The organism is uncultured Imperialibacter sp., from assembly GCF_963974565.1.
GTDB classification, from domain to species: domain Bacteria; phylum Bacteroidota; class Bacteroidia; order Cytophagales; family Cyclobacteriaceae; genus Imperialibacter; species Imperialibacter roseus.
Genome location: NZ_CAXBCJ010000009.1, coordinates 53018 through 66938, shown reverse-complemented (window position 1 = coordinate 66938; position 13921 = coordinate 53018). Strand labels below are relative to the sequence as shown.

Annotated in this window: 11 protein-coding genes; 10 read left to right on the top strand and 1 reads right to left on the bottom strand. The window is 46.1% G+C overall.

Annotation, left to right across the window (positions count from 1 at the left end; all coding sequences use genetic code 11):
* Positions 1-24: 24 nt before the first annotated feature.
* Both AAC052_RS14150 and AAC052_RS14145 read left to right on the top strand, forming a co-directional pair.
* Complete coding sequence (locus tag AAC052_RS14150) at positions 25-1122, top strand: mannonate dehydratase (RefSeq protein ID WP_339814021.1); 1098 nt, start codon at positions 25-27, stop codon at positions 1120-1122.
* Positions 1123-1262: 140 nt separating this feature from the next.
* A complete protein-coding gene (locus AAC052_RS14145; RefSeq protein ID WP_317487145.1) occupies positions 1263-1676 on the top strand; it encodes a DUF1573 domain-containing protein in 414 nt (137 codons plus the stop codon).
* A gap of 65 nt (positions 1677-1741) precedes the next feature.
* On the opposite strand, the gene AAC052_RS14140 is transcribed toward AAC052_RS14145, so the two are convergent.
* On the bottom strand, positions 1742-4162 hold the full coding sequence (locus AAC052_RS14140; protein ID WP_339814019.1) for an ABC transporter permease: 2421 nt from the start codon (positions 4160-4162) through the stop codon (positions 1742-1744).
* 303 nt (positions 4163-4465) lie between these two features.
* On the opposite strand from AAC052_RS14140, the gene AAC052_RS14135 reads away from it, so the two are divergent.
* The 8 genes from AAC052_RS14135 (at position 4466) to AAC052_RS14100 (ending at position 13915) form a co-directional block, all read left to right on the top strand.
* Positions 4466-7327, top strand: coding sequence for a PAS domain S-box protein (locus AAC052_RS14135; protein WP_317487143.1), 2862 nt, complete (start codon positions 4466-4468; stop codon positions 7325-7327).
* On the top strand, positions 7324-8007 hold the full coding sequence (locus AAC052_RS14130) for a LytTR family DNA-binding domain-containing protein (protein WP_339814017.1): 684 nt from the start codon (positions 7324-7326) through the stop codon (positions 8005-8007). The genes AAC052_RS14135 and AAC052_RS14130 overlap by 4 nt, the downstream gene beginning before the upstream one ends.
* 107 nt (positions 8008-8114) lie before the next feature.
* Complete coding sequence (locus tag AAC052_RS14125) at positions 8115-9293, top strand: glycosyltransferase family 2 protein (RefSeq protein WP_339814015.1); 1179 nt, start codon at positions 8115-8117, stop codon at positions 9291-9293.
* A gap of 2 nt (positions 9294-9295) precedes the next feature.
* Complete coding sequence (locus tag AAC052_RS14120; RefSeq protein ID WP_339814013.1) at positions 9296-10207, top strand: glycosyltransferase family 2 protein; 912 nt, start codon at positions 9296-9298, stop codon at positions 10205-10207.
* Complete coding sequence (locus AAC052_RS14115) at positions 10204-11124, top strand: glycosyltransferase family A protein (RefSeq protein WP_317487139.1); 921 nt, start codon at positions 10204-10206, stop codon at positions 11122-11124. Before AAC052_RS14120 ends, AAC052_RS14115 begins: the two co-directional genes overlap by 4 nt.
* 1 nt (position 11125) lies before the next feature.
* A complete protein-coding gene (locus tag AAC052_RS14110) occupies positions 11126-12064 on the top strand; it encodes a hypothetical protein (protein WP_339814011.1) in 939 nt (312 codons plus the stop codon).
* A complete protein-coding gene (locus AAC052_RS14105; RefSeq protein WP_339814009.1) occupies positions 12064-13317 on the top strand; it encodes a glycosyltransferase in 1254 nt (417 codons plus the stop codon). The genes AAC052_RS14110 and AAC052_RS14105 overlap by 1 nt, the downstream gene beginning before the upstream one ends.
* Positions 13277-13915, top strand: a complete 639-nt coding sequence (locus AAC052_RS14100; RefSeq protein WP_317487136.1) for an acyltransferase — start codon at positions 13277-13279, stop codon at positions 13913-13915. Before AAC052_RS14105 ends, AAC052_RS14100 begins: the two co-directional genes overlap by 41 nt.
* Positions 13916-13921: the final 6 nt, after the last annotated feature.

Here is a 13921-nt window from a genome sequence, read left to right as displayed (position 1 = left end):
TCGCAACACCTAATATTTAAGAACATGGAAAAGTCGAGGAGACAGTTTATAAAGGGCACTGCCTCACTGGCAGCCCTCTCTGGCCTGGGAAACAGTTATGCGTTTGGTGAGGGCATCAGAAGAGATCCACAACTGAAAGATGAGTTACAAATTTGCATGTCATACTTCTATGGCATGCAACCGCAAAAACTGGCTTTGCAACGCCAAATGGGTGTAAATGGGGCGGTTTGCTCCGTAAGCCCTGGTATGGCTGGGGTGCCAGGCAAAAAGCCGTGGGACTATGAGACTATCCAGGGGCTAAAAGATGTCTTTGCCAAAGAGGGATTGGTACTCCGGGTATTGGAAGGGCCGCCAACACTTGAAAAAACCAAGTTGGGCCTGCCTGGGAGAGACGAAGAGCTTGATAATTTTATTACGTTCTTAAAAAGCAGCTCCAGGGCAGGTATCGACACTGTTTGCTACAACTGGATGCCTGTCATTAGCTGGCACCGCAGCCAGGTCGACAAGAGGGGCCGGGGAGACGCATTCGTTACTGCCTTTAACTACGAAGACGTAAAAGACCAGCCTCTTACCGAGTACGGCGAAATTTCTGCCGAAAAAATGTGGAGTAACCTCGACTACTTCCTGAAGGCAATTATGCCGGAAGCCGAAAAAGCAGGTATTAAAATGGCCATGCACCCTGATGACCCGCCAATACCCAACATCCGGGGTATTGCGAGGATCATGACCTCAGTGGAGGCCTTCAAACGTATGCTTGATATGCATTCCAGCCCAAGCAACGGGCTCACTTTCTGCCAGGGCACCTTTGCCACTATGGGGGAGGATATCCCGTCGGCCATCAGGTACTTTGGCAAAAAAGATCGCATCTACTTTGTGCACTTCCGTGACATCATTGGCGACAAATGGAAGTTTGAAGAAAGCTTTCACGACAATGGCAAAACAGATATGTATGAAGCCATGAAGGCCTACTATGATGTCGGCTTCAAAGGGCCTATCAGGCCGGATCATGTACCGACGATGGAAGGAGAGGAAAATAATCATCCCGGGTATGGCATTCTTGGCAACCTTTATGCTATAGGGTATATGCGGGGTTTAATGGAAGCTGTATCGAAGAGCAGCTAAGTTTCTTTGCTCTGAGAAATTTATTTACTTTTGTTAATGAAGGAGAATAAAAACGCTTCTCTGGTGTTAGTAATGGAACTAACGGTTACCTACATCGTTGTTTGTGTATTAAAATTGAGTTTTACAAAATATAATTGAATATGAGAAAGTTTGCTTGGTTAGTAGTTTTCATGCTGGTATCGGCAGTGGTTGTACAAGCTCAGGATGCGGCTGCAGAAAAGAAGGGTCCTGAAATTAAGTTTGAAGAGTCTACTCACGATTTTGGCGACATTACACAAGGAGATAAGGTTGAATATGTATTTGCCTTTTCAAATAAAGGCACTGAGCCTCTGATTTTGTCGAGAGTGCTGACAACATGCGGATGCACAGCCCCCAGCTGGCCAAAAGAGCCTATTGCTCCCGGAGAAAAAGGTGAAGTAAAGGTATCATTCAACAGCGCTGGAAAAATGGGTATGCAAAACAAGGTGATCACCATTATTTCTAACGCTACCAATAGCAGCGAAAGGATCAGCATTACCACAAACGTTTTGCCTAAGAAAGAAGCAGGGGAGTAAGAAAGACATTCCTTTTGAAAGGCAGAGGCCAGCGCAAGTAAATTGGGCTGGCCTCTTTTTTTATGTTATTCGCTTCTGAGGGAGTTTACCGGATTGGCACGGGCAGCTCGCCAAGTTTGAAAGCTCATGGTGAGCCAGGCCACTACCAACGATAGCAAGCCCGCAATGAAAATAGTCACCAGGTTGAGGTCGGTTCGGTAGGCAAAGTTGTCGAGCCATTTGCCAACAGCAAAGTAGGCCGTGGGCGCCGCTATGACAAAGGAAATGCCGATCAGCTTCACAAACTCCCAGGAGAGCAAGCCCATAATGCTGGAAACACTGGCGCCAAGCACCTTGCGTACGCCAATTTCTTTGTTGCGCTGCTCGGCTGTGAAAGCTGCAAGCCCAAACAGCCCAAGGCAGGCAATAAACACAGCCAGCGAGGCAAACACCATAAAGATGGAGCCTATACGCATTTCCGACTTGTGCACATCCTCAAACTGCTGGTCGATGAAGTTGTAGCTGAAAGGCTGCCCCGGGCCAAACTGCTCCCAGGTGCTCTTCAGGGTAGCGATGGTTTGATCAATATTGTCGCCAGCCACTTTGAAAGTGATATTTCCCCGGCTGCTGGCCAGCTTCATCATTAGCGGGTAAATGCTCTCCCTAAGCGATGCATAGTGGAAGTCGCCCATAACGCCAATGATTTTGTAAGAAACGATGCCGTCGTCGTCGCCATGGGTAGAAATCAATTCTCCGATCGGGTTTTCAAGGCCAAACTGTTTAACAAATGCCTCATTGACTACAATAGCAGAAGAGTCACTCGGAAACTCCCTTGAAAAGTTTCGTCCGTCCTTTATTTCAATCCCGAATGTGGGCACGTAGTCCTGATCCACACGCCAATCACTGACTATGTGGGATTCGTTTTGAGGATTTTTTCCTTTGAAGTAAAGGTTGTTATTGTTGTTTCCATTAACAGGCAGAAAGCTGCTGAGTGTGCCGCTAATGATAGATGAATTTCGCAGTGCTTCAGTTTTGAAGGCGTTGAGGTTGTCTTTCAAAAGCCAGGGGTCGTTGATAATGATCAGGTGATCTTTCTGGTAGCCCAGCTTTTTGTTTCGTATGAAATTCAATTGATCATAAATAACCATGGTGCCCACTATCATGATAATGGAGAGTGTGAACTGGAAGACAACAAGAATGCTACGAATGGCCCCACTCTTCATGCCGAGGTTGAGCTTGCCTTTAAGTACCTCTACAGGCTTGAAGCCAGAGAGGTAGAAGGCCGGGTAGCTGCCGGCCAATAAGCCTACGGCAAAGATCAACCCTAAGATGGTGATAATAAACCCGGGTGTAAGCAAGGCACTGATGGCTAATTGCTTTTCGGCTAATGTATTGAACGAGGGAAGGAGCAGAAAGCATAACCCGTAAGCCAGCATAAATGAAAAGAAGCTTAGGATAAGTGCTTCTGCCAGAAACTGGCGAACGATAACCGGGCGCTGTGCACCCAGTACTTTACGGACACCCACTTCCTTAGCCCGGTTTGCGGAACGAGCCGTGGACAGGTTCATGAAGTTGATACAGGCAATCAGCAGAATGAAGAAAGCGATGACAGAAAACAGATAGACATAGGTAACGTCACTATTTGCTTCAAACTCGCCGAGCTTGCTGGAGTTGAGGTGAATGTCCATTACGGGGTATAAGGCATAGCCTAATTGTCCCCCCGCTTCGTGAAATTCTTCCATGCTTTGCCCCATGAACTTCTGAATTTCGGGCCCGATGTATTTGGCGATCATGTCGGGGAATTTTGCTTCAAGGGAAGAAGCAGTGTTCTCAGGCTTAATTTTGAGGTAAGTGACAAAATTGAAGCCCATCCACTGCGTATTGAAAGCTTCGCTTGTACTGGTAATTGAGAATAGCACGTCGGCATGAAAGTGCTGATTGCTGGGCATTTCTTTGTATACAGCCGTAACCTCAAAGTTGTCCCAGCCTTGCACTTCTATTGTTTTGCCAACCGCAGGCTCATCACCGAAATATTTTTTTGCTATCGACTCGCTTATAGCTGCCTTTTTTGGGGCGGCCAGCGCAGTTGCTGGATCACCTTCAAGCAGGGGCAGCTGAAAAAACTCAAAGAAGTTTGAGTCAGCCAGCAGTATTTTCTCCTCATTGAAGATCTGCATCTGGCCCTCCGGCCTGATCATTTCATTGCCTCTTTCCCGCATCCTTACTGCCGATTCCACCTCCGGGTAGTCGTTTATCAGAGCTTGCGCCGCAGGCACGCTCGAAAGGGAAGTGATGAAAGTGTTGCCGCCAATAGTACCCGTGAAATCGAGCCTGTATAGCCTTTCAATGGCTGGGAGGTGCTTGTCATAGCTCAGCTCGTCTTTCACATAAAGCGTGATCATCAGAAAGCAAGTGATGCCAATAGAGAGCCCTAGAATATTGATAAAAGAGTAGAATTTGTGCTTCAGAATGCTCCTGAAGGTGACATTGAAAAAGTTTTTAAGCATAGTAAGTTAGTTTTGACCTCGTTGTTTAGATGCGCCAAGCTGCCTTCAGGTTGCGTTGAAGTGATAATTTTTTAATAGAAATGAGGTTGAGTTTGTGTAGCCGGGCCACGGTAGGAATGCCGCATAGAGTAAGACACAGGTCGCAGTTCGACTTGTTTTTGCGTTTAGCGAATGAATAAAAAGCGAGGTTGCTTTCAAAAAGCATATTGGAGTGAATGATATTTACTTCTGCTATCAAAAATGCTGAAGAAGTTGTAATTTTTTGGATCAATCGTGGATTGCCTCAAACCTCAGATGGCTGGAATGGACGAATTGGAAGATTTAAAAAAGCAATTACAGAGAGAGGTAGCTTTGCGGAAGCAAGCTGAGACTGTGCTTATTTCGAGAACCAAGGAACTTGAGAGTGCCAACCAGGAGCTGATACTCCTGAAAGAGAGCCTGGAGTTGAAAGTAGACGAGAGAACCAGGCTAGCAGAGGAAAGTGAGCTTAGGTACCGGCAGATTATCGAATCGGCCACTGATTTTATATACGAAACAACAGGAAGCGGAGTCATTACCCTGGTAAACCCAGTGGCTGTTAAGAGTTTAGGTTTCAAGAATAAGTCAGAAATTATCGGGCGAAAGTTTGTCGATTTTGTGCCTGATAAATACAAAAAACAGATACTTTTTTTCTACCAGCAGCAAAGAATTGAGAAGGAGAAACGCAGTTTTAGTGTGGTGCCTGTCATTGGCGTTAACGGTCAATGGATTTGGATAGAACAAAATGTGCAGTATTTCTACAATCCTTCAGGCAAGCTTCTCAAGGTAAGCGCCGTTGGAAGAGATGTTTCGAAGCGAATAGACTCGGAGCAGGAGTTGATGAAGGCAAGTTTAAGGCTCACCTCGCTAATTGGTAGTCTCAATGCGGGCATTCTTGTAGAGGATGAGCACCGCAAAATTGTGCTGGTGAATGAGAAACTTTGTTCCATTTTCAATATTTCTGCTCAGCCCGATGATCTGATTGGTGCCGACTGCAGTAATTCTGCAGAAGAGACTAAACATTTGTTTGCCAATCCCGCAGCTTTTGCCAAACGCATAGAACAACTGCTGAACAAGCAACAATTGGTGAGCCGGGAGGAGCTGTTAATGAATGACGGCACGGTACTGCTCCGTGACTACATCCCGATTTTTGAAGATGAAACCTACCTGGGCCACCTGTGGCACTATTTGGATATTACAGAAGATAAAAACCAGGAGAAGCGATTAAAGCTCAGCGAAGAAAAGTACAGAGGTCTCATCGAAAACATGGAGCTGGGCCTGCTTGAGGTAGACCGTGATGGGCGAATAATAAAAGCGTACCAGAGGTTCTGTGAAATGACTGGCTATACCACGGCGGAACTCGTTGGCAAAAAAGCCAATGAACTGCTTGTGCCGCCGGAGTCGTTGGCAATTATAGAAAAGCAAGACGCAGAAAGGCTTGAGGGCAAAGCCAATATTTACGAGATAGAAATACTGAATAAAAGTGGCGAAAGAAGATGGGTGCTGATTAGCGGAGCTCCGTTTTACGACGAAAAGGGCGTTATTCAGGGATCGCTAGGCATTCACTACGACATCACTGACAGGAAGAGACTGGAGGAAGAATTGCGGATTGCCCGCAACAAAGCGGAAAAGGCCATGCTGGCAGAAAAGCAGTTTTTGGCCAACATGAGTCATGAAATCCGCAATCCAATCAATGCGATCGTTGGAATGTCGAACCTGCTGGGCGACACGGCATTGGATCAGCGGCAAAGCGACTACCTTAAAACAATCAAATTTTCGACAGAAATACTGCTTGGATTGATATCCGGTATCCTTGACCTGTCTAAAATAGAAGCGGGGCTGTATGAGCTGGCCGAGGAGCCCGTTAACATCCGGAACGTGGCAGAATCGGTCATGAAGACCTTTGAGGTGAAGGCGGGCAAGGGCAATATCAATTTCTTCACCGACATATCACCTGATGTGCCCGAGACCCTTCTGGCAGACCCTACGGCACTGAACCAGATTTTCATCAACCTGGTGGGTAATGCTGCCAAGTTCACTGAAAAAGGCTTCATCGTTATCGCTGCTAAAGTGCTGGAGAAAATAGGGGACTCGGTTAAAATGGAATTTTCTGTGTGGGACACAGGCATTGGGATATCGGCCGACAAGCAAAAAATGGTGTTCGAGACCTTTAAGCAAGCCGATAAAGAAACCAAGCTCAAGTATGGTGGCACCGGACTTGGGCTTTCGATAGTGAAGCACCTTGTGGAAATGATGGGTGGCACCATACAACTCGAAAGTGAAGAAGGTCAGGGCACCACTTTTCGGGTGATTCTTGAGTTAAGGGTGGGCGAAGCCGAGCTAGCCGAGGAACCAAGCCATGATAGTAGTTCTCCTCCCGACCTTAGCAGGGTGCTGATAGTGGAGGATAATGAAATGAATCAGCAATACCTTTCGGGGTTGTTTTTTAAATGGGAAATTACCTGTGATATAGCTAATAATGGGGTTGAAGCACTCGAATTCGTTGAAAATTATGTTTATAATTATATTTTAATGGATATACGGATGCCTAAAATGGATGGTTACGAAACAACCATACGGATTAGGAGCATGGAAAATAATCCAAATTGCACAGTTCCGATTATAGCGTTGACTGCTTCAGCTTTGGTAGATGAGCGCAACCGAGCCCTCGAAGTAGGCATGAACTACCATTTGACTAAACCGTTTACTCCTGAGCAATTGCTCAAAGCCCTAAAGGATCAGAAAATGCAGGAGAAAGAGAAAAAAATGCCCGATTTTGAGTTTTCAGCCTCTTTGGACAGAGAGCACCTTTACATGATGTATGAGGACGATGTAGAAAGGGCTTCCATCATCTTTCAGATTTTTGTTGATGGCATTGCCAGCGAAATTGAGCTTTTGAAACAGCTGGAAAAAGAGGGAAACGAGGCGGAATTCATTCGGAAGGTGCACAAAATATCTCCCAACTTTGCTATGGTGGGACTGACCAAAGTGTCAGAGCTCCTTGTTGAAATAGAAACCGAAGGCAAGGCATCGGGCATGACGAATACCCTTCAACAGAAGTTTTCTCAATTTATTGGGGATATTGATCCAAAGTTGCAAATTGTACAAAATGAGTTGGCTAGAATTAAAAGCTATTTATTGCAATGAGGTGTCTGATAGTTGATGATGATGAGATGGCGAGAAAATCGCTGGAGCTCATGTGTGATAAGATTGAAGACCTCACTGTGGTGGGGATGTGTGAGAATGGGCTAGAGGCGCTTAATTTTTTAAACAAAGAAGAGGTAGACCTTATTTTGCTCGACATTGAAATGCCAGAGCTTAATGGCATGGAGTTGGTTCGCATGAAACCCGACATTCCTCAGGTTATTTTCACCACCACGCTTAAGGAGTACGCCCTCGAAGCATTTGAATATAAGGTGACTGACTATTTGCATAAACCCATTGTTTTGAGCAGGCTTTTAAAGGCCATTGATAAAGCAAGAGAGGTGCACGGTAAAAAGACATCCAAAGAGATTAACGAACTCTATGTAAAAGTAGATGGGAGGCATGTAAGGCTTAGCCTGGATGATATTTTATACGTAGAATCTATCGGAGATTATGTCGTCTTTCACACCGAGAAAAAAGAAAAATTCATTGTTCACTCTACTTTAAAAAACATTGATGCTAAAATAGACAACAGCAAGTTTTTGAAAGTGCACAGGTCGTACATAGTGAACCTTTCCAAGATTGTTGATATTGAGGAAACTAACCTGGTGATTAAAGACAAAGTAATACCTATCAGTAGGGCACATAAGCCCGTTTTGATGAACCATATCAAAACTCTCTGATTCCCTCTTCCACCGATTCAATCCAAAAATCGACAGTTCGTCCCCAACTATCGAATACTTAGGCCCCAACCACTGATCACCCACTAATTTGGTGGAAAAGATCAGAAATGGAAATCCTTATCATTCTCAGTATTGTCGCTTTTAGTATTCTCTTCTACAGCTACCTCGGCTATGGGTTGGTGCTTTTTGTGCTTGTAAAATTCAAGCGACTTTTCTCTCCAAGAAAGGAATTCTCTACCATCGAGTGGCCAGAAGTAACCATGTTAGTTGCTGCGTACAACGAGCAGGACTGTGTGGAAGACAAAATCAGGAATTCCCTGAGCCTTAGCTACCCGTCTGATAAGATCAAGTTTCTTTTTGTCACTGACGGCAGTACAGATAAGACCAACGAGATTATTACGAAATACCCAGCCATTACCCTGGAGCACAGACCCGAACGCAAAGGAAAGCTGGCTGCTGTTGAAAGGGTAATGAAAAGCATTGCGTCGCCTATCACCATTTTCACCGACGCCAATACACTGCTCAACAAAGAGGCAGTTTCCAACATGGTTCGCCATTTCGCTGACCCATCGGTGGGGGCAGTGGCCGGAGAAAAAAGGATTGAACAAACCAACGCCGACGATGCTTCAGCCGCTGGTGAAGGCATCTACTGGAAATATGAATCAAAGCTCAAACAATGGGATTCAGAGCTGCACTCAGTGGTTGGGGCTGCAGGTGAGCTTTTTGCTGTGAGAACTTCCCTTTATGAGCCCGTGCCGGCCGACACCCTTATCGAAGATTTTGTACTCACAATGGGAATAGCCGCTAAAGGGCATCGGGTAGTATATGAGGCACAGTCATATGCTCTTGAAACGGCTTCCCTTTCTATTACCGAAGAAATAAAGCGGAAGGTGAGAATCGCCGCCGGAGGACTTCAGGCAGTAGTGCGCATGAGCGGACTACTTAATCCTTTCCCCAACCCTGTATTGACCTTTCAGTATGTATCGCACCGGGCACTTCGCTGGACACTCGCTCCGCTGATGTTGCCGCTTCTTCTCGTCACCAGCTTCATGCTGGCTCTTCAGGGCTACTTGCCAGGCACGATCCTCTTCGTTGCCCAGATAGCATTTTATGTAATGGCGGCTGTGGGTTACCTACTTGAAAAGCGAAAAACAAGGCTGAAGATTCTGTACATACCCTTGTACTTCACCATCATGAATGTTTCTGTTTTCCGGGGCCTATGGCGACTAATAAATGGTAAGCAGTCGGCCGTGTGGGAAAAAGCGCAAAGAAAATTAGCAGTATAAGTATGGTATCGATCATCACAGTTAATTATAACAATACTAAAGTCACCCTGGAACTACTTCGGAGCATTGAAAAGCTGGGGATGAAAGACATTCAGATGGTGGTGGTAGACAATGGGTCCCGGGAGAACCCGGGCCCGTTGTTGAAGGCTCAGCACCCATGGATCACGTTTGTAAGAAGCGACATCAACCTCGGCTTTGCCGGTGGTAACAACCTTGGCATCAGAAAAGCAAAAGGAGACTATTTCTTTTTTATCAATAACGATACTGAATTCAAGGCCGATATCTTACCCAGACTCGTTTCGATGATGAAGAGCAACCCGGCTATTGGCGTGTTGTGCCCCTTGCTTTATTATTTCGACACCCCCGATGTAATGCAGTATGCTGGTTTCACTCCATTCAACAAAGTAACCTGTCGCAACGAATGCCTGACAGCAACGGCAGCAGCAGATGACGAAGGATTGAGTTACACAAGCTTTCCTCACGGGGCGGCTATGATGATTCCTAAGCGAGTTGTGGAAGCAGTTGGCATGATGCCGGAGACATACTTTCTCTACTATGAAGAGCACGACTGGGCCGAGATGATCAAGAAACATGGATTTAAGATCGCTGTTGACACCCAATCGATGCTGTTTCACAAGGAGTCGCAAACCGTGGGTCCAATCAGTGAGCTGAAAAGTTATTTTATGAGCAGAAACAGGATTTTGTTCATGCGCCGTAACTCAAGGTCTTTCTACCTGACCTTGTTCTGGATATATTTTCTTTTGGTGGCCACACCAAAAAGCCTGGTTTCCTATGCTTTGAAGAAGCAGTGGGGCAATATCAAGGCTCATTTAGCAGGCATTGGTTGGAATTTTCAGTCGCCTATCTACTCCCAAAAAATTGGTTACAAATTTAATAATCTAAGATACTCATGAGCTCACGATTCAATGTGCCCGGCTGGGTGAGAAAACATAATTTCAAAGATGGCGACTGGAAGCAGGCTTCGGCCTCTGAGCTTGACAGAATCAAAGCTGGTTTGTCGAAGTTCCATGCAAACCAACCTGTTGTTTCAGTCGTAATTCCAGTTTGGAATGAGGAGAAAAACCTGCTAAGAACGCTTTCTTCCTTTTCGGCCATGGAGCTGAAATACCCAACTGAATTGATCATCGTTAACAATAACTCGACTGATAGCACTCAGGCATTACTAGACAGGCTGGGAGTGAGGTCATTACTTGAAACGAAACAAGGCATCGCTCATGCCAGGCTGGCGGGACTGAGAGCGTCTACAGGCAAGTACCAGCTTTGCGGGGATGGCGATTCGTTGTACCCTCCGCACTGGGTCGAGACCCTGGTAAAGCCACTCATGGACAATGAGAAAATTACCTGTGTGTATGCCAACTACAGCTTCCTACCCTTTGGTAAGGCTGGCCGTGTCCAGCTCGGCTTTTATGAACTTTTGGCAGAAATTCTTTTCGAATACAGACGCATTAGAAGGGAGTTTTTGAATGTGCGTGGTGCCAACTTTGGGTTCCGCATAGAGCAGGGGCTGGCTGTGAAAGGCTTCGAAATGCCTGTGACCCGGGTGTTTGACAACGATGAGTCGAGTGCCAACTTCGTTGTTTTTGGAGAAGATGGCAGGATGGGCCGGAAGCTTGGAGAGATTGGAAAGCTGAAGCTGGTGCGCAATAGCAAAGCCAGGATGTGGACGAGTTCGAGGAGACTTCTTAAGGACGGCACGCTGTTCAATGCGTTTATAAAAAGAATTCAGAATGAGTCAGGAAAGCTAATTGAATACGCTTTCGGACCTAAAAAATTAAAGCATACTACCGATGATTTCGTCACCAAATCGTAAGATGATGAGAAAGGCAATAATCACTTTTGGGGTTGGCTATGGCTTTGAACATATTAAACACTTTGTTCTGAGCTGCAAAAAGTTCATACCTGACACTGATATTTACATGTTTGCGGGCAAAAACATCCCTCAACTTGAGGCAGACTGTAGTCATATTCAAGGCGTTCATTTCATTCCTTTCAAGGAGAATTTTACAGGCAAGGTAATAGCCAAGGTACTTAGCAAGATGCCCTCGCTGCAGCAAAAATATGCGCAGTACCTGTCAGCAAAATGGGAACGGGACCCACTAAGAAGGACGAGAATTGAGGCATTAACCTCACCGCTAACACAGTTTATGGTCAAAAGATTTTTCCTGATCAAGCAGCTCTTGTCGCAGCTTCCTCATGAGCAAGTGATGATTGCCGATGTGCGGGATATCATTTTTCAATACGATCCATTTGCAACCCTTCAAAGCGATGCGATAGTGACAGGTATTGAGCCAGTGGCCAACAGTGAAAGTGAGATGAACGAGAAGTGGATCAGGAGAACGTACTCTGATGCTATTTTCGAGCAAATGGCCGATAAAAATGTGGCTTGTGCTGGGGTAACCTATGGCTCTCGCCGGGCCATCAATCAGTATATTGAAGAAATGCTGGAAGAGACCTATGAAAACCTTCCGAAGATTATCGATATGCTTGGTGCCGATCAGGCCATTCATATTCGCTTGTTTTACTATCGCCTGCGTGGGCTTACCAGACACTTGGAAGCCAACGGATCAGGATCGATCGCTACTCTTCACTTTTCGGATTTAACAGAATTTTCGGTATCTAATGGAAGAATTGAGAACCTTACCGGACAACCGCTGGCCGTAGTACATCAGTACGATCGTCACCCGGATTTAGCGGTGGAGCTTCGGAAAGGCCTGGAGACGAGACAGCCGGTTAACCAAATGGCATCCTGATGACCAGACTTGCAAATACTAACATACTGGTGCTTTCCCTTCCCCGGCACGATGAACGATATACGTCGACGACCTGGCAAATTTCGAGAGAGTTGGCATTGGACAATAATCTGATTCTGGTCGATCATCCTTTTACATTTACTGAGCTGCTTAAGGGGTTCCACAAACCGGAGATTCGCAAAAGGATTTTGGCTTACTTCAAAAAACCTGTGATCGAAAAAGAGGGAGTGAAGGTGCTCCTTCCTCCCTTTGTTTGGCCTATTAACTTTCTCCCCAGGGGGATTATCTACAATTTATTCTCTGGTCTGAATCACGGCTTGGTGGCCAGGAGGATCAACCGGTTTTTAAAGCAAAGCCATATTGAATCGTTGGTTTACATCAACTCCTTCGACTTCTATTTCCCTGGACTTAAAAACAAGCTGGCCATAAAACCTGCGCTGAGTGTCTATCACTGCATTGACCCAATGGTGAAGTCATTTACGCTGCGCCATGGCCCTTATCTCGAGCAAATAGCCGTGGAACAATCGGACATGGTGATTTCAACTGCGCCAGCTCTTCAAAAGAAATTTGCAGATCAGGGAATTGAGAATAGTTTCCTGGTGCCTAATGCAGCTAACTATAAGCTTTTCAACAAAGCATTGGCCATCAAAGGAACGTATCACAAGAGTCTTGCTGGTATAGAGGGCAAGGTGATGGGCTACCTGGGGAACATAGAGCGGAGAACGGACTTTGATTTGTTGCATGATGCGCTGGAGGTATTGAGCGACTGGAACCTTGTGCTGGCAGGCCCCGTAGAGCCGGGATATGTACCAGAAAAAGTTTTTGATCACCCCAGGATACACTTTACAGGTTCATGCGATCACGAGGAGGCCCCTTCGGTGATGGCTCGGTTTGATGTGGCCATTATACCATTCAAATGTGACGAGGTGAGCCAGGGAATTTACCCGCTGAAGCTTTTTGAGTACCTCGCAGCAGGCAAGCCGGTGGTAAGCACCAACTTTAATCCCGAAGTGCTGGACAGCCTCGGTGAAGTGGTTGAGATGGGTTTGACACCGGAAGACTTTGCGGACAAAGTGTTGAAAGCCTACGCTTCCGATGATGAAGAAAAACAAAAGCACCGGGCACTCGTGGCTTCAAAAAATACATGGACACACCGGGCAAGGCAGTTTGGGACGCTTATCAGGTTTGCTCTCGAAAAACAACCAAAAGGAAATGTCTCTCAAAGAAAAGATCAGAAGCAGCCCGAAGCTTAAGCAGCTTGTGCTTCAGCTCATTTTCCAGCGCAAGCCCTACAGTGCCAGGGTGCGATGGTATATCTGGCTATGGCTGATCTTTCCCCGCTATTTTAAAAGAGGCATCAGCTGGGGCTCCCGTCTCGACCTGGTTCCTTTCAACAAGTTCAGCATGGGCAAGTACTCCCGTATTGAAAAGGGAGTGCTGATCAACAACGGTATGGGAGACATAGTGATGGGGGATGAGGTACATACCGGACTTGGCTGCGTGATCATAGGGCCAGTAACGATGCACAAACATGTGGGGCTCTCGCAATATGTGCGCATCCTTGGCATGCATCATGGCATTGATCCTGACCTGCCGCATCATTTTCAGCCCTCACAAAAGGCTCCTGTTATACTGGAAGAGGATGCTTTCGTAGGCACAGGCACCGTAATTATGGGTAAAAAGAACGGAGAACCGTTGGTGCTTGGCAAATATTGCCGTATTGGTGCCAACTCAGTGGTCATGACAGATATTCCGCCTTATTCAGTGGCTGTAGGCAACCCGGCCAAGGTGGTCAGGGTATGGGATTTTGAAAAGAAGGAGTGGGTGAAGCCATTAGCTGCGACGAAATAGTTTGAC

Bases quoted from the DNA above. Each gene is read 5' to 3' on its own strand.
- AAC052_RS14150 (WP_339814021.1), top strand. From the start codon at position 25: ATGGAAAAGTCGAGGAGACAGTTTATAAAGGGCACTGCCTCACTGGCA.
- AAC052_RS14145 (WP_317487145.1), top strand. From the start codon at position 1,263: ATGAGAAAGTTTGCTTGGTTAGTAGTTTTCATGCTGGTATCGGCAGTG.
- AAC052_RS14140 (WP_339814019.1), bottom strand. From the start codon at position 4,162: ATGCTTAAAAACTTTTTCAATGTCACCTTCAGGAGCATTCTGAAGCAC.
- AAC052_RS14135 (WP_317487143.1), top strand. From the start codon at position 4,466: ATGGACGAATTGGAAGATTTAAAAAAGCAATTACAGAGAGAGGTAGCT.
- AAC052_RS14130 (WP_339814017.1), top strand. From the start codon at position 7,324: ATGAGGTGTCTGATAGTTGATGATGATGAGATGGCGAGAAAATCGCTG.
- AAC052_RS14125 (WP_339814015.1), top strand. From the start codon at position 8,115: ATGGAAATCCTTATCATTCTCAGTATTGTCGCTTTTAGTATTCTCTTC.
- AAC052_RS14120 (WP_339814013.1), top strand. From the start codon at position 9,296: ATGGTATCGATCATCACAGTTAATTATAACAATACTAAAGTCACCCTG.
- AAC052_RS14115 (WP_317487139.1), top strand. From the start codon at position 10,204: ATGAGCTCACGATTCAATGTGCCCGGCTGGGTGAGAAAACATAATTTC.
- AAC052_RS14110 (WP_339814011.1), top strand. From the start codon at position 11,126: ATGATGAGAAAGGCAATAATCACTTTTGGGGTTGGCTATGGCTTTGAA.
- AAC052_RS14105 (WP_339814009.1), top strand. From the start codon at position 12,064: ATGACCAGACTTGCAAATACTAACATACTGGTGCTTTCCCTTCCCCGG.
- AAC052_RS14100 (WP_317487136.1), top strand. From the start codon at position 13,277: ATGTCTCTCAAAGAAAAGATCAGAAGCAGCCCGAAGCTTAAGCAGCTT.